Origin of the sequence: Massilia sp. H6, assembly GCF_024802625.1 — a bacterium.
In the GTDB taxonomy this organism is placed as follows: Bacteria; Pseudomonadota; Gammaproteobacteria; order Burkholderiales; family Burkholderiaceae_D; genus Telluria.
In genome coordinates, this window is sequence record NZ_CP103371.1 from 256,468 (window position 1) to 271,496 (window position 15,029).

13 protein-coding genes and 1 pseudogene are annotated in these 15,029 nt (G+C 61.3%); 9 read left to right on the forward strand and 5 right to left on the reverse strand.

Annotated features, from left to right (window positions below):
* Window positions 1-10: 10 nt before the first annotated feature.
* Window positions 11-898 carry a PHB depolymerase family esterase gene (locus NRS07_RS01125; protein ID WP_259210385.1) on the forward strand — a complete coding sequence of 296 codons (888 nt, stop codon included), beginning with the start codon at window positions 11-13 and terminating at the stop codon, window positions 896-898.
* Between the two features lie 166 nt (window positions 899-1,064).
* On the opposite strand, the pseudogene NRS07_RS01130 reads toward NRS07_RS01125, so the two are convergent.
* Window positions 1,065-1,514 (reverse strand): annotated as a pseudogene (locus NRS07_RS01130) (transposase); the annotation flags it as partial.
* Between the two features lie 198 nt (window positions 1,515-1,712).
* Window positions 1,713-3,542 carry a glutamine--fructose-6-phosphate transaminase (isomerizing) gene (gene glmS / locus NRS07_RS01135; RefSeq protein ID WP_259210386.1) on the reverse strand — a complete coding sequence of 610 codons (1,830 nt, stop codon included), beginning with the start codon at window positions 3,540-3,542 and terminating at the stop codon, window positions 1,713-1,715.
* Window positions 3,543-3,702: 160 nt separating this feature from the next.
* Between glmS and NRS07_RS01140 the strand changes: the two genes are divergently transcribed.
* On the forward strand, window positions 3,703-4,173 hold the full coding sequence (locus NRS07_RS01140) for an Lrp/AsnC family transcriptional regulator (protein WP_259210387.1): 471 nt from the start codon (window positions 3,703-3,705) through the stop codon (window positions 4,171-4,173).
* Window positions 4,174-4,285: 112 nt separating this feature from the next.
* On the opposite strand, the gene glmU is transcribed toward NRS07_RS01140, so the two are convergent.
* Entirely contained in the window at window positions 4,286-5,662 is a 1,377-nt protein-coding gene (glmU, locus tag NRS07_RS01145) for a bifunctional UDP-N-acetylglucosamine diphosphorylase/glucosamine-1-phosphate N-acetyltransferase GlmU (RefSeq protein ID WP_259210388.1), read from the reverse strand.
* A 25-nt stretch (window positions 5,663-5,687) separates the two neighbouring features.
* Between glmU and NRS07_RS01150 the strand changes: the two genes are divergently transcribed.
* The 5 genes from NRS07_RS01150 (at window position 5,688) to NRS07_RS01170 (ending at window position 8,864) form a co-directional block, all read left to right on the forward strand.
* Window positions 5,688-6,581: a DUF6279 family lipoprotein gene (locus NRS07_RS01150; protein WP_259210389.1), complete on the forward strand. Its 894-nt coding sequence runs from the start codon at window positions 5,688-5,690 to the stop codon at window positions 6,579-6,581.
* 76 nt (window positions 6,582-6,657) lie between these two features.
* Window positions 6,658-7,290, forward strand: coding sequence for a 16S rRNA (guanine(966)-N(2))-methyltransferase RsmD (gene rsmD, locus NRS07_RS01155; protein WP_259210395.1), 633 nt, complete (start codon window positions 6,658-6,660; stop codon window positions 7,288-7,290).
* Window positions 7,291-7,433: 143 nt separating this feature from the next.
* On the forward strand, window positions 7,434-7,934 hold the full coding sequence (coaD, locus tag NRS07_RS01160) for a pantetheine-phosphate adenylyltransferase (protein WP_259210398.1): 501 nt from the start codon (window positions 7,434-7,436) through the stop codon (window positions 7,932-7,934).
* A 13-nt stretch (window positions 7,935-7,947) separates the two neighbouring features.
* Window positions 7,948-8,208, forward strand: a complete 261-nt coding sequence (locus NRS07_RS01165) for a YfhL family 4Fe-4S dicluster ferredoxin (RefSeq protein ID WP_259210399.1) — start codon at window positions 7,948-7,950, stop codon at window positions 8,206-8,208.
* 104 nt (window positions 8,209-8,312) lie between these two features.
* The gene (locus NRS07_RS01170) at window positions 8,313-8,864 is read left to right on the forward strand and encodes a DUF1003 domain-containing protein (RefSeq protein ID WP_259210403.1); all 552 of its coding nucleotides are present in this window, start codon (window positions 8,313-8,315) and stop codon (window positions 8,862-8,864) included.
* Window positions 8,865-9,338: 474 nt separating this feature from the next.
* Here NRS07_RS01170 and NRS07_RS01175 read toward each other — a convergent pair whose 3' ends face one another.
* Window positions 9,339-9,554, reverse strand: coding sequence for a hypothetical protein (locus NRS07_RS01175; RefSeq protein ID WP_259210405.1), 216 nt, complete (start codon window positions 9,552-9,554; stop codon window positions 9,339-9,341).
* Between the two features lie 122 nt (window positions 9,555-9,676).
* Here NRS07_RS01175 and NRS07_RS01180 point away from each other — a divergent pair, with 122 nt between their 5' ends.
* On the forward strand, window positions 9,677-10,633 hold the full coding sequence (locus tag NRS07_RS01180; RefSeq protein ID WP_259210406.1) for a LysR family transcriptional regulator: 957 nt from the start codon (window positions 9,677-9,679) through the stop codon (window positions 10,631-10,633).
* A gap of 19 nt (window positions 10,634-10,652) precedes the next feature.
* Here the strand turns inward: NRS07_RS01180 and NRS07_RS01185 are convergent, their stop codons facing one another.
* Window positions 10,653-11,108 carry an Lrp/AsnC ligand binding domain-containing protein gene (locus NRS07_RS01185; protein WP_259210407.1) on the reverse strand — a complete coding sequence of 152 codons (456 nt, stop codon included), beginning with the start codon at window positions 11,106-11,108 and terminating at the stop codon, window positions 10,653-10,655.
* A gap of 219 nt (window positions 11,109-11,327) precedes the next feature.
* Between NRS07_RS01185 and putA the strand changes: the two genes are divergently transcribed.
* Window positions 11,328-14,975, forward strand: a complete 3,648-nt coding sequence (putA, locus tag NRS07_RS01190) for a trifunctional transcriptional regulator/proline dehydrogenase/L-glutamate gamma-semialdehyde dehydrogenase (protein WP_259210410.1) — start codon at window positions 11,328-11,330, stop codon at window positions 14,973-14,975.
* Window positions 14,976-15,029 lie beyond the last annotated feature (54 nt).

Sequence of the window (15,029 nt, forward strand, 5' to 3'; positions counted from 1 at the left end):
GAGACTCACAATGAAATTCCTGGTCAGCCTTCTCATCCTTGCGTGTGTATCCTCCTCGGCAGTTGCACAAGTAAAATCCCTGGTGCACAAGGAGGAAAAGCGCCGCTACATTGTCTATGTGCCGCCGTCGTACGCCGGCCAGCCTCAGAAAGCCTTTCCCGTCGTGCTGAACTTCCATGGCGGCGGCATGAGCATGGCCGAACAGATGCTCTACACGCAAATGAACCGCACCGCGGACCGTCATGGATTCATCGTCGTCTACCCGGCCGGCGTCAAGCAGGACTGGAACGTCGGTTTTGGCATGCCTTACCTCGGGGGGACGGACGACATCGGGTTTGTTGTAGCGCTTCTTGCCAAGCTCAAGCAGGATTACCGGATCGACGGCCAGCAAGTGTATGCAACCGGCTTGTCGCGCGGAGGCTTCTTTACGCTGCGCATCGCCGCCGAGTTGCCGCACCTGTTCGCCGCAGTGGCGTCGGTAGGCGCTCCCATGCCGGCACCTGTCATCGCGCATCATGCGAAGCCGGCCAGGATCGGCGTGCTCCTGATGCACGGCACGGCTGACCAGGTCGTGGCCTTCGATGGCAGACCGGGTGGATATCTGTCTGCCCGGGATACCTTTAGCTATTGGCTCAAGCAGAACGGAGCCGAGGCGGCCGTGCAATCGCGCCGCGTCATCGATGCCGACCCTCGCGACGGCACCGAGGTCAGCTGGCTGGAACAAGACAATGGCGTGCAGACGACCGCCCTGGTAACGATCAAGGACGGCGGGCATACCTGGCCTGGCGCCGACGCATTCAATGTCGGCCTGCCGATCGGAAAGACGACCCGCGATATCGATGCGAACGAGGTGATTTGGGAGTTCTTTCGAAAACATCGCCTGCAAGATCCGCGATGAGGAAACATGAGGTTGGCGCCTGCGCAAGGTCGCATGTACGAAAAGCGTATCAGTCGGCATTGACCAGAAAGCGCTTTAACGGCCACTGATCCGACGGCGACGTTTTCGGCAGGCTCAACAGACGAACCGGCCAGAGCACGCTAAAGCGCTGCAAGAATTGGGCATGAGCCCGAATCGCCGCCATCATGTTGGCGCTACCAAGTAACGTCAGCAGACGCCTGAAGTTATAGGCGAGTACATGCAGGCTCATCTCGACCTTCACACGTTCCAGACCTCTGGTCAGGAAGCGCGTCGATCCCATCCAGGCCTTGATCGTTGCATACGGATGCTCGACAGTGGAGCGCCGGATACGCATGGCCGCAGGCGTTTGTTCGAGACGCGCTTGCATCTGGTCGAGCACATCCTGATGTTCCCAGCGCGTCACGCGCCGTTGTGCGCTCGGCGTGCACCTGTCCTTGAGTGGACAAGCCTTGCAGTTCGAGCTCCAGTAACGGTGGTTCGTCATGCCTTTCTCGACACTGGCAAAGCGCCATATCAAGGCTTCGCCTGCCGGGCAGCGTTACTCGTTCTTCACCGGATCGTAAATGAAGTCGGCCTTGTCGAATCGGTCGTCCGCGCCAGGCGCTGTGTCATTATGCATATCAGAGCAACGCAAACTAACAAGAAAGCCCATGTGGCCAGATCATGGCACACATGGGCTGCTACATCCTGTAACTGTCTAACGCCGTTTATTCACTCAAAGCTTGACGAACTTGGCTCTGAGTTGACAAACATAATTCTATCTATTCAGTTTTTCTGGACGGCTTACACCGTATTACTCCACCGTCACCGACTTTGCCAAATTACGCGGCTTGTCCACATCGGTGCCACGCGCCAGCGCTGTGTGATACGCCAACAGCTGCAGCGCGGCCACGTGCAGGATTGGCGACAAGTCGCCGTAGTGTTCCGGCAAGCGGATCACGTGCACGCCATCGCCCGAGGTGATGCGCGAGTCGACGTCGGCGAACACATACAGCTGGCCGCCGCGCGCGCGCACTTCTTGCATGTTCGATTTCAGTTTTTCCAGCAGCGCATCGTTCGGTGCGATCGTTACCACCGGCATTTCTTCAGTCACCAGCGCCAATGGTCCATGCTTGAGCTCACCGGCCGGATAGGCTTCGGCGTGGATGTAGGAAATCTCCTTGAGCTTCAGGGCGCCTTCCAGGGCGATCGGGTAGTGCATGCCGCGCCCCAGGAACAGGGCATTTTCCTTGCGCGCGAAATCGTCGGCCCAGGCCATGATCTGCGGCTCCAGCGCCAGCACCGAGGCCAGCGCCACCGGCAAGTGGCGCATCATGCGCAGGTGCTCGGCTTCTTCGGCGTCGCTCAGGCGGCCGTTGACCTGCGCCAGCGTCAGGGTCAGCAAAAACAGCGCGGCGAGCTGGGTCGTGAAGGCCTTGGTCGAGGCCACGCCCACTTCCACGCCGGCGCGGGTGATGTAGTTGAGCTTGCACTCGCGCACCATGGCACTGGTGGAGACGTTGCAGATAGTAAGGGTATGCGGCATGCCCATGCTGCGTGCGTGCTTGAGCGCGGCGAGGGTGTCGGCGGTTTCGCCGGACTGGGAAATCGTCACCACCAGGGTCTGCGGGTGCGGCACGCTGTCGCGGTAGCGGTATTCGCTTGCGATCTCGACGTTGACCGGGACCTTGGCGATCGATTCGATCCAGTACTTGGCGGTCAGGCCGGCGTAGTAGCTGGTGCCGCAGGCCAGGATCAGCACGCGGTCGATTTCCTTGAACACGGCATGGGCGCCGTCGCCGAACAGTTCGGGCATGATGCCGGTGACGCCTTCGAGGGTGTCGCCGATCACACGCGGCTGCTCGAAGATTTCTTTCTGCATGTAGTGGCGGTATGGGCCCAGCTCGGCGGCGCCGGTGTGGGCGTGCACGGTCTTGACTTCGCGTTCGACCGGGCGGCCGTCGACGTCGACGATCCAGTAGCGCGCCAGTTGCAGGTCGACCACGTCGCCTTCTTCCAGGTAAATGATCTGGCTGGTGGTGCCGGCCAATGCCATGGCATCCGAAGCAACGAAGTTTTCATTCTCGCCGACGCCGACGATCAGTGGCGAGCCCTGGCGGGCGGCAACGACGCGGTGCGGTTCTTCGCGCGAGAAGACGGCGATGGCATAGGCGCCGTGCAGGCGCTTGACGGCTTGCTGGACGGTCTCGAACAGGTCGCCCGTGTACATGTGGTCGACCAAGTGGGCGATCACTTCGGTATCGGTCTGGCTGGTGAAGACATAACCGAGGGCGCTCAGTTCGGCGCGCAGCTCGTCGTGGTTTTCAATGATGCCGTTGTGGACCAGGGCGATGCGGGCATTGTCTTCGGCTGGCGAAAAGTGCGGGTGGGCATTGTGCGATGCCGGCGCGCCATGGGTGGCCCAGCGGGTGTGGGCGATGCCGGTGAAGCCTTCGAGGCGTGCTTCGCGTACTTGCGATTCGAGCTCGGTCACGCGCGAGGTGCTGCGCGAGCGGGTCAGCTTGCCGTCGAGGTGCACGGCAACGCCGCACGAATCGTAACCGCGGTATTCGAGACGCTTCAAGCCCTCGATCAGGACTGGCGTGATGTTGCGCTTGGCGACTGCTCCGACGATACCGCACATGATGAACCTCTTTAAGAATTAGCAATAGATCCTATCGTAGAGCAACTACGATGAAATATGCTTTCAGTTTCACTAACTATTTGAAATATAATTTCACTCATGCCTGTATATGAAATATTATTTCACATTGAGCCGTATAACTTCTTGGAAATTTCATGCGATGTCTGAGCAATTACTTCTCGACGAGCTCGATCGTCGCATCCTGAATGCATTACAGACTGATGCATCACATACGAATGCCGAATTGGCCGAACTGGTGCATGTGTCGCCGCCAACTTGCTTGCGCCGCGTCAAACAGCTTACCGACAATGGTGTTATCGAGCGGCAAGTAGCGATCGTGTCCCCAGACCGGCTTGGTCCGCGCCTCACCGCCATTGTCGAGATCACGCTCGACGTGCAGGCAGCCGAACGCATGGACGAATTTGAGCGCCTGGTGGGGCTGGAGAGCGCCGCGCTGCAGTGCTACCGCGTCACGCCAGGACCGGACTTTGTGCTGGTGGTGCAAGTGGCCGACATGCCGGCCTACCACGCGCTGGCCCACCGCCTGTTCACGGCGCATGCCAACGTGCGCAACGTCAAAGCGTATTTTTCTACCCACCGCAGCAAGTTCGACACCCGCATCGCCGTGTGAGCGGCGCAGGCGCATTGTGGATAAGCCTGTGGAAACAGTGCGGTAAAACCACGGGATAAGCAGGGTACAAGCCTGTGTTTATCCTGTGGCCTTGCTGTGGAAAGTAGGTGAATTATTTCTTGGCCTTGACCGGACGGGTCCAGTTTTCTATGGTCATTTGCTTGGGACGCGAGATGGTCAGCTTGCCGGCTGGCGCATTCTTGGTAAGCGTGGTGCCCGCACCCAGGGTTGCGCCCTTGCCGACGGTCACTGGCGCCACCAGCTGGCTGTCGCTGCCGATGAAGGCATCGTCTTCGATCACGGTACGGAACTTGTTGGCGCCGTCGTAATTGCAGGTAATGGTGCCGGCACCGATATTGACGCGCGAGCCAATCGTTGCGTCGCCGACATAGGCCAGGTGGTTGGCCTTGCTATGCGCAGCCACCGTGCTGTTCTTGATCTCGACGAAATTACCCACATGAACGTCCTGGCCCAGCTCGGTACCGGGACGCAGGCGCGCATACGGGCCGATCTGCGACTGCTCGCCCACCACTGCCTGTTCGATGTGGCAGAACGGCTTGATCTGCGCGCCGGCGCCAATGTTGGCGTTGACCAGCACGCAGTGAGGACCGACGGTGACGCCGTCGGCCAGCTCGACCCGGCCTTCAAACACGCAACCGACGTCGATCGTGACATCGCGGCCGCAGATCAGTTCGCCGCGCACATCGATGCGGGCCGGATCCATCAGCGTCACGCCCTGCTCGAGCAGCGTATTGGCAATGTTGAGCTGGTGGCGCCGCTCGAGTTCGGCCAACTGCACCTTGCTATTGACGCCGGCTACTTCCCATTCGGCCGAGGGATGGGCCGATACCACCGGCACCCCGTCTGCCACGGCCTGGGCCACGATGTCGGTAAGGTAATACTCGCCCTGCGCATTGTTGTTCGACAACGCGGCCAGCCATCGCTTGAGGTGAGGCGTCGGAACCACCATGATGCCGCTGTTGATCTCGCGAATCGCACGCTCGGCCGGGCTGGCGTCTTTTTCTTCGACGATGCGCACGATGCTGCCATTCTCGCGCACGATGCGGCCCAGCCCGAACGGATTGGCCTGCTCGACGGTCAGGATGGCGAGCTTGTCGCTGCCGGCGGCCTCGACCAGTCTGGCGAGCGAGGCGGCGGTGGTCAGCGGTACGTCGCCGTACAGCACCAGGGTCGGCACGTTTTCATCGAGCTGCGGCACCGCCTGCATCACGGCGTGGCCGGTACCGAGCTGCGGCTGCTGGAGGGCGGTATCGATCGCCGCACCGGTGTCCTGCGCGAGCTGGCCAACCATTTCCGGCACCGCTGCGCCCCCGTGTCCGTAAATCACGCATAATTTACTGAGCGATAAAGTTCTCGCAGTATCAATTACATGTCGCAACAGCGGCTTCCCCGCCAACGGATGCAAGACTTTTGGCAGCGCAGACTGCATGCGCTTTCCCATGCCAGCGGCGAGGATCACTACGTTCATAAGCCGTTCTCAAAAAGTTGATAATATGAAAAATTTTAACACGCCAGACAATGTGTTCCGGCGCACGGTTGCGCTCTGCATGTTCGCCCTGCTTGCTTTGCTAGCAGGTTGCAGCTCGGTCAAGTTCACCTACAACCAGGGCGATACCTTGCTGTATTGGTGGATGAATTCCTATGCCGACCTCGAAGGCAAGCAAGCCGACATCACCAAACGCGACATCGATACGCTGTTCAAATGGCACCGCCAGACCCAGTTGCGCGACTACGCGGCCCTGCTTGGCGGCTTCCAGCGCCAACTCGCGGCCAATCCGACCCAGGCCGACCTGACCCAGGCTTACCGCGATATTCGCCTGCGCGGCGAACGCTTGAGCACGCGCGCCGTGCCGGAAATCACGACCCTTGCACTGTCGATCAAACCGGAACAAATTGCCAACATCGAACGCAAGTTCAAGTCGAAAAACGACGATTACCGTAAGAAATTTATGGAAGGCAGCACTGAAAAACGCCAGCGCGCCCGATTCAAGAAGTCGATGGAACAGTTCGACCTGTGGTTCGGCAATTTCAGCAGTGAACAAGAAGCCATCCTGCGCCGCGCCTCCGACGCGAGAGCGCTCGACAACGAAGGCTGGCTGGAAGAACGGATGTGGCGCCAGCGTCGTATCCTGGCCGTGCTGCGCAAAATCCAGCAAGAAAAACTCAACCGCGAACAGGCCACGGTCCAGATCCAGGCCATGCAGCGCGAGCTATTCGCCCGCATGGATTCGCCGGAGCGCAAGGCTTTCTATGACGCCAACATGGACCAGACCACCAAGTACATCCTGACCGCGATCCGCATCGCGACCCCGGCGCAAAAGAAACACGCGCACGAGCGCATGCAGGGCTGGATCACGGATTTCGAAGCACTCGCGACAGGTAAATAAACCGGCTATCGATGCGCGCGCCAGCCGGGCAGGGCGCGCGCAGATCGGCGTCAACGCCCATGCTATAGTGCCGCCCATGCAAAAAAAGCCAGTCAAATCCAAGGCCCACGGCACGCCCCGCCTGGCGCCACGCCAGGTGCGCATCATCGGCGGTTCCTGGAAACGCGTCCTGCTCCCAGTCCTCGAGGCCGAAGGCCTGCGCCCCACCCCGGATCGTGTCCGCGAGACCGTGTTCAACTGGCTCAACCACCAGCTTGGCGGCGACTGGGAACAAGCTGCCGTGCTCGACTTGTTTGCCGGTTCCGGCGCGCTCGGATTCGAAGCGGCCAGCCGCGGCGCGGCCTCGGTAACCATGGTCGACAACCATGGCCCGGCGGCGCGCCAGCTGGAAGACAACCGCGACAAGCTCAAGGCCGCCAACGTGCGGGTGCTGCGCGCCGATGCGCTGGCACTGGTGGCCGACCTGGCGGCCCGCAGCCAGCGCTTCGACGTGATCTTTCTGGATCCTCCCTACCAGCTCGGCCTGCTCAGCCAGGTCTTGCCGCTATGCCCGGCCATCCTGAACGAGGGCGGCCTGGTGTATGCGGAAACCGGCGAACCTTTGCCGCAAGAAGGCGAGGCCATCCCCGACTGGCTGGCCGGCTGGGACATCATTCGCGCCGACAAGGCTGGCATGGTCTACTATTATTTGCTCAAACCGAGCAGCTGAAAACCGCACCAGCACAGTGCCTGGGGCTGGCGTAGCCGGATATTGTGCACAAGGATTGGGCAGCAACCGCCCCAGACCCGGGCAGCTGCCGGATTTTCAGGCATAATGCGCGTTCCGATCAGGTGATTTTCCAGGGAGCCGCAATGGTTGTAGCCGTTTATCCAGGTACGTTCGATCCGCTCACGCGTGGCCACGAGGATCTCGTTCGCCGTGCATCGGGCCTGTTCGACCGCCTGGTAGTGGGAGTGGCCGACAGCAAGAACAAGAAGCCGTTCTTTTCGCTCGACGACCGCCTGGAAATTGCCAACGAAGTGCTGGGCCATTACCCCAATGTGCAAGTAGAGAGCTTCTCCGGCCTGCTCAAGGATTTCGTGCGCAAGCACGATGCGCGCGTCATCGTGCGCGGCCTGCGCGCGGTGTCCGACTTCGAATACGAGTTCCAGATGGCGGGCATGAACCGCTACCTGCTGCCGGATGTCGAAACCCTGTTCCTGACTCCGTCCGACCAGTACCAGTTCATCTCCGGCACCATCGTGCGCGAGATCGCCATGCTCGGCGGCGATGTGTCGAAATTCGTCTTCCCGTCGGTGGACCGCTGGCTGCAAAAGAAGATCGAGGCCATGAACGCGGCGCCGGCCGCTTGAGCGAGCGTTAACCATGGCACTACTCATTACCGACGACTGCATCAACTGCGACGTCTGCGAACCAGAATGCCCGAACGATGCCATTTCGATGGGCATCGAGTTCTACCAGATCGATCCGCACAAATGCACCGAATGCGTGGGCCATTTCGATGAGCCGACCTGCCAGGTGCTGTGCCCGGTCGCCTGCATTCCGCTCGATCCGGCCTGGCGCGAAACGCGCGAAGAACTGCAGGCGAAATACGAACGCCTCACCGCCGACAAGGCGAACGCTTGATCCCCGCCGGCTGCTCAGCCGGCTTTTTTTTGCCCGTTCCGGTGTCACCGCTTGTGTGCGAACACGCGCATATCGCGCTGTAGCCGCGTGCTATCCTGATTTTCATGGAGTCGCCACACGAATCCCAGGAAGCCGTTCCCGCCGCCTTGCACGAACACCTCGGCACGGTAACCGACTTCTATGCCCGCCATGAAGCCGAAGCCACCCGTGGCCAACGCCTGTTCGAGAAGATCAGCCTGTTCCTCGGCACGCCTGCCTATGTCAGCGCCAACCTGATCGGCGCCGTCGCCTGGATAGGATGGAATATCGCGGCGCCCGAATACGGATGGATCCAGTGGGATGAACCACCTTTCTTCTGGCTGCAGGGTTTCATTGCCCTGAACGCCTTCCTGATCTCGACTGCCGTGCTGATTCGCCAGAACCGCATGTCGGCCCTCGCCAGCCAGCACGCCCACCTCGATTTGCAGGTCAATTTGCTGGCAGAAGAAAAGAGCAGCAAGATCATTGCCATGCTCGAAGAGCTGCGCCGCGACTTGCCGAACGTCCGCAACAAGGTCGATGACGAAGCGGCGGAGCTGGCTACGCCAACCGATACCGAAGCGGTCTTGAGCATCATCAAGGACTCATCCGAGAGCCTTCACTGCGAACGCACCTGATTTGCTGCACCCATACTTGAACGGCATGGTGCCGTCATCGGCCATCGTTTGCACGAATTAATACCACAAGTGAATATCATGTATGGAGATAATGTGAACTGTATGTAATATGCGTGAATGCCCTGCTACTATCGATATTTGTAGCGCAACTTCTATCTTCTTGTCCACACTCCGATTGACTCTCTAAAAATTCAACCATTCGATTAACTTCTCTTTTTTTCCACGAATATCACTCAAAATTGATTCAACATACGATAACTCTTGCATTCGTGCCTGCACCATACAAGGCCCATCAAACCGAATAATTTGATACTTCGTGAACTTTGTTAAATACAATGCGCGAGCAAAATGATGCTAACGCATGGTCACGCCCATACCAGTAAGTATTGGTGTTTAAAGCGGAAATTGAAAACTGCGGACGTAAAAAAACGCGGCGTCCAGATCGGAGGCCGCGTCAAACGGAAAGAGGTGCAATCAAGGGCGCTTGGCCAGGATCTTCGCAGAGCGAGGGCGCAAGGCCAGCATGGCGGCGCGGCCCATGCCCACCAGCAGCGGTCGGAAGAACATGGCCGTGCCGCCGAGCAGCGCCAGCCCTGCGGCGCTGCGCACGATCTGGCCCACCGGCAAGGTGGTCATGGTGGCGGCAACGCTAGCACTGGCGTTCTGGATCAGGATCAGCATGGTAGACATGCACGCAATATAGTGCGTTGCAACATATAAATCTAATTCCGTTCACTGATGACGCTTATCCATTCTGTGAATAGTTGAGGTACACTTGCTGGCACTTTCTGCATTGCTATTTCTACGTCCCCATGAGCTTTCTCACGCTTGACCTGAACTTGCTGCGCGTCTTCGATGCAGTGATGACCGAGCAAAACCTCACCCGCGCGGCCGGTCATCTGGCCATGACCCAACCTGCCGTCTCGAATGCAATCAAGCGCCTGCGCGAAAGCCTTGGCGATGAACTCTTGATCCGCACTGCCTATGGCGTCAAGCCGACGCCGCGTGCCGAAGCGCTGTGGCCGGCGGTGCGCCAGGCACTGGTGGCGCTGGAGGCGGCCGTGATGCCGGAAACCTTCGATGTCTCCAAGGCGCAGGCCACCTTCCGCATGGCCATGGCCGATGCCACTGCCGCGCTGTGGCTGCCTTCGCTGATGCGCTCGATTGAAAGCGAAGCGCCAGGCGTGAACATTCGCATGGTGCCGCTGACCACGCGCGAACCGCGACCGATGCTGCTGCGCGGCGATATCGATCTGGCGGTGGGGTTCTTTCCTGGGGTGGCGGCGCAGTTGTCCTACGAGACCGGTTCGCCGATCCGCCACGAGCGCCTGTATTCCGGGGTGTATGTGTCGGTGATGCGCAAGGACCACCCGCTGGCCAAGGTCAAGCTCGACCTCGATACCTATTGCAAGGCGAATCACCTGCTGGTGAGTTTTTCAGGCCGGGCGCATGGGCTGGTCGACGAGGCGCTGGCGCAGATCGGCCGCGAACGCCGCATTTTGCTCACGGTGAACCAGTTCTTTACGGCCGGGCGGGTGGTGGCGAACTCGGACCTGATCACGGTTTTGCCGAAACACCTGATCGCCTCGACCGGCTCGACCGATGCACTGATCTGGCGCGAGCTGCCGTTCCAGCTGCCGGCGGTACACCTCGACATGCTGTGGCATGAGCGCGATAGCCGCAGCCATGCGCACCGCTGGCTGCGTACCAACCTGGAAAACCTGGCAGAGACGGCGGCTCCAAAGTCGGGCGCGCGCAACCTGGACTGACCAATCGCTGCCGGAGACGTTACCGGATCGGCAGCTTGGTGGTGTTCTTGACTTCTTCCATCACGGCATAGGTGTGCGTCTCGCGCACGCCTTTTTGCAAGAGTGTCTTGCCCAGGAATTCGCGGTAGGCCGCCATGTCTTTCACACGCGCCTTTACCAGGTAATCGAAGCCGCCCGCCACCATGTGGCATTCCAGCACTTCTGGAATCATCTGCACGCTTTGCTTGAAAGCGTCGAACACTTCGGGCGTGGTGCGATCCAATACTACTTCAATGAATACCAGCAGCGAGACGTCCAGCAGCTGTGGATTGAGCTGGGCTGTATAGCCCATGATATAGCCTGTTTCGTGGAGCTTGCGCACGCGCTCCAGGCAAGCGGCAGGAGACAGGTTGACCCGGGCAGCGAGCTCGACGTTGCTGATGCGTCCGTCGTTTTGCAGCTCCGCCAGAATTTTCTTGCTGATCTTGTCGAGCATGGTCATCTCCTGCCATGTAAATATTATTTGGTCAGATTGTCTCACCAAAAACTATCTATTGCTAGTACGCCGCAAAAACAGAATTAATCCAGAAGATTTCCTTCTACAATCGTTCATTCCATCGAATTCCGGAACGCGCCGGCTGCCTGCCTGGCAGTGCGGCGTTTTTTGCTGCGCGCGTTCCCTGGACCACCCTGTTTCCCTTTTTGAAGACTCGTCATGCAGATTGCCGCCGCTCCGGCCACTTCGTTCGTTCCGTTCAACGCCCTCCAGCGCGAGGTCAAGCCCGACCAAACCGTGCTGCGCGCAGCCATCACCGCGGCCTATCGCCGCAATGAGTCCGAAGCCGTGCAGTGGCTGCTGGCGCAAGGCGCTACTACTCACCCGGATGCACACAGGCTGGCACAGCGCCTGGTGTCGAGCGTCCGAGAAAAGCGCACCCGGTCCTCGGGCGTGGACGCGCTGATGCACGAGTTCTCGCTGTCGTCGGAAGAAGGCGTGGCGCTGATGTGCCTGGCCGAAGCCTTGCTGCGCATTCCCGACAGCGAAACGGCTGACCGCCTGATCGCCGACAAGATCAGCCGCGGCGACTGGCGCAAGCACCTGGGCGAGTCGCCTTCGCTGTTCGTCAACGCGGCCACCTGGGGCCTGCTCATCACCGGCAAGCTGGTCTCGACCAGCAGCGAAAAGAACCTCGGTTCGGCGCTCACGCGCCTGATCGCCAAGGGCGGCGAACCCTTGATCCGCAAGGGTGTGGACATGGCCATGCGCATGCTGGGCAACCAGTTCGTCACCGGCCAGACCATCGATGAGGCGCTCAAGAACAGCCGCGACAACGAAACCCGCGGCTACCGCTATTCGTACGACATGCTGGGCGAAGCGGCACTGACCGAAAACGACGCGAAACACTATTATGCGTCCTACGAGCGCGCGATCCACGCGATCGGCCGCGCTTCCAACGGGCGCGGCATCAAAGACGGGCCGGGCATCTCGATCAAGCTCTCGGCGCTGCATCCGCGCTACAGCCGCGCGCAGCACGCGCGCATGATGGGCGAATTGCTGCCGCGCGTGCGCAGCCTGGTGCTGCTGGCGAAAACCTACAACATCGGCATCAACATCGATGCCGAGGAAGCCGACCGCCTCGAGATCTCGCTCGACATGCTCGAAGTACTGGCCTTCGATCCGGAACTGGCCGGCTTCGAAGGCATCGGCCTGGTGGTGCAGGCCTACCAGAAGCGTTGCCCGTTCGTGATCGATTACCTGGTCGACCTGGCCAAGCGTAGTAGCCGCAAATTCATGGTGCGCCTGGTAAAGGGCGCCTACTGGGACGCCGAGATCAAGCGTGCGCAGGTCGACGGCATGCCGGGCTATCCGGTCTACACCCGCAAGGTGTACACCGATGTGTCCTACCTGACCTGCGCCCGCAAGCTGCTGGCCGCGAGCGACATCCTGTACCCGCAGTTCGCCACCCACAATGCGCATTCGCTGGCGGTGATCTATACCTGGGCCAAGGCTGACGGCATCGACAACTATGAATTCCAGTGCCTGCACGGCATGGGCGAAACCCTGTACGACCAGGTAGTCGGCGCGGACAAGCTGGGCAAGGCCTGCCGCATCTATGCGCCGGTCGGTTCGCACGAGACCCTGCTGGCTTACCTGGTGCGCCGCCTGCTCGAAAACGGCGCCAACTCGTCGTTCGTGAACCAGATCGTCGACGAAAACGTCGCCATCGATTCGCTCCTGGCCGACCCCTTCGACCAGGCCCGTGCCGCCGCTGGCCAGCCGCATCCGGCGATCGCGCTGCCGCTGCAGATGTTCGGCAGCGAGCGCGCCAACTCCGCCGGCCTGGACCTGGTCAATGAAGACACGCTGCGCCTGGTCGCCGACGGCCTGGCGCAGCAGCGCCAGTATGTCGCCGGCCCGCTGATTGCCGGCCAGGTAGAGGCCAGTGAACACGCCAGCATCGTCAACCCGGCGCAGTCGAGCGATATCGTCGGCCAGGTTACCGACGCCTCGCGCGCCGATGTCGAGACGGCGCTGGCCGCCGCCACCGCCTTCGCTGGCGAATGGGCCGCCACCGGCGTCGAAAGGCGCGCCGCCATGCTCGAGCGCACAGCCGATTTGTTCGAGCAGCACGGGCTGGAGCTGATGGCACTGGCCGTGCGCGAAGCCGGCAAGTCGCTACCGAACGCGATCGCCGAACTGCGCGAGGCGGTGGATTTCCTGCGCTATTACGCGGTGCAGATTCGCCACTCGGACGCCGCCGGCGCGCTCGGCCCGGTCAGCTGCATCAGTCCGTGGAACTTCCCGCTGGCGATCTTTACCGGCCAGGTCGCCGCTGCCCTGGCCGCCGGCAACGTGGTGCTGGCCAAGCCCGCCGAACAGACCCCCTTGATCGCGCACCGCGCGGTCGAGCTGTTCCATGATGCCGGCGTGCCGCGCGCGGCGATCCAGCTGCTGCCGGGCCGCGGCGAAGTGGTAGGCGCGGCCCTGACCTCGGACGCGCGCGTAAAAGGCGTGATCTTTACCGGCTCCACCGACGTGGCGCAGCTGATCAACCGCACGCTGGCCGCGCGCACCGAACAAGAAGGCGTCGACATTGCGCTGGTGGCGGAAACCGGCGGCCAGAATGCGCTGATCGTCGATTCGTCGGCGCTGCCGGAGCAGGTGGTAACAGACGTGCTGTCCTCGGCCTTCGACTCGGCCGGCCAGCGCTGCTCGGCGCTGCGCGTGCTGTTCCTGCAAGAAGACATCGCCGACAAGACCATCGCCATGCTCAAGGGCGCGATGCTGGAACTGCGCGTCGGCAGCCCGGACCGCCTGGCGACCGATATCGGCCCGGTGATCGATGCCGAAGCCCAGCGCAACCTGCTGGCCCATATCGAACGCATGCGCGCAACCGCGCGCAGCCACTTCGCGCTCGAGCTGCCCGCCAGCGTGGCGGCCAATGGCACCTTCGTGCCGCCCACGGTGCTCGAAATCGGCTCGCTCGATGAGCTCAAGCATGAAGTATTCGGCCCGGTGCTGCACATCGTGCGCTACCGCCGCGCCGACCTGGCCAAGGTGATCGATACCATCAATGCCACCGGCTACGGCCTGACGCTGGGCGTGCATTCGCGCATCGACGAAACCATCGATTTCATCGTCCAGCGTGCGCATGTAGGCAACATCTACATCAACCGCAACATCGTCGGCGCGGTGGTCGGCGTGCAGCCCTTCGGCGGCGAAGGCAAGTCGGGCACCGGTCCGAAAGCCGGCGGCCCGCTCTACCTCAAGCGCCTGCAGCGCGACCCTGCGCCGCTGATGGAACACAGCCGTGCAGCCGATGCCGGCCTCGAAGCCTTGCGCGGCTGGCTGCGTACCGATGGCGAGCAGCGCGCCATTATGGCGCTGGCCGACACCTATGGCCGCCATGCGCTGCAAGGTGTCGAGCTGGTGCTGCCGGGTCCGACCGGCGAGCGCAATACGCTGGCGTTCACTGCGCGCGGCACCGTACTGTGCGCGCCAGGCACGACCGCCGGCCTGCTCAACCAGATGGCGGCAGTGCTGGCCACCGGTAACCGCGCGCTGGTGCTCACGGCGCCGGAACTGATCCCGGCCAATTTGCCGACCCTGGTCAAGGAGCGCGTACGTTTCATCGGCCCCGAGGACCTCGAGACCGCGCAATTCCAGGTCGCGCTGGTAGAAGCGGGCCTGGCTGGTTCGCTGCGCACCCGGCTGGCCGCGCGTACGGGCGCCATCGTCAGCATTGTCGACACCCAGGCCGCGGCACCGGTAGCCTTGTGGCGCCTGGTGGCCGAGCGCGCGGTGTGCGTCAACACGACCGCCGCCGGGGGCAACGCAAGCCTGATGACGCTGGGAGTGTGAATATCTGCCGTGGGCGGCGCAGCCGCCCACGGCGTGGCGTTGGGTGTAATCTTT

Coding starts and splice junctions, on each gene's coding strand:
- glmU (WP_259210388.1), bottom strand. CDS start 5,662: ATGAACGTAGTGATCCTCGCCGCTGGCATGGGAAAGCGCATGCAGTCT.
- NRS07_RS01165 (WP_259210399.1), top strand. CDS start 7,948: ATGGCACTACTCATTACCGACGACTGCATCAACTGCGACGTCTGCGAA.
- rsmD (WP_259210395.1), top strand. CDS start 6,658: ATGCAAAAAAAGCCAGTCAAATCCAAGGCCCACGGCACGCCCCGCCTG.
- NRS07_RS01140 (WP_259210387.1), top strand. CDS start 3,703: ATGTCTGAGCAATTACTTCTCGACGAGCTCGATCGTCGCATCCTGAAT.
- NRS07_RS01185 (WP_259210407.1), bottom strand. CDS start 11,108: ATGCTCGACAAGATCAGCAAGAAAATTCTGGCGGAGCTGCAAAACGAC.
- NRS07_RS01170 (WP_259210403.1), top strand. CDS start 8,313: ATGGAGTCGCCACACGAATCCCAGGAAGCCGTTCCCGCCGCCTTGCAC.
- putA (WP_259210410.1), top strand. CDS start 11,328: ATGCAGATTGCCGCCGCTCCGGCCACTTCGTTCGTTCCGTTCAACGCC.
- NRS07_RS01175 (WP_259210405.1), bottom strand. CDS start 9,554: ATGTCTACCATGCTGATCCTGATCCAGAACGCCAGTGCTAGCGTTGCC.
- coaD (WP_259210398.1), top strand. CDS start 7,434: ATGGTTGTAGCCGTTTATCCAGGTACGTTCGATCCGCTCACGCGTGGC.
- NRS07_RS01180 (WP_259210406.1), top strand. CDS start 9,677: ATGAGCTTTCTCACGCTTGACCTGAACTTGCTGCGCGTCTTCGATGCA.
- glmS (WP_259210386.1), bottom strand. CDS start 3,542: ATGTGCGGTATCGTCGGAGCAGTCGCCAAGCGCAACATCACGCCAGTC.
- NRS07_RS01125 (WP_259210385.1), top strand. CDS start 11: ATGAAATTCCTGGTCAGCCTTCTCATCCTTGCGTGTGTATCCTCCTCG.
- NRS07_RS01150 (WP_259210389.1), top strand. CDS start 5,688: ATGAAAAATTTTAACACGCCAGACAATGTGTTCCGGCGCACGGTTGCG.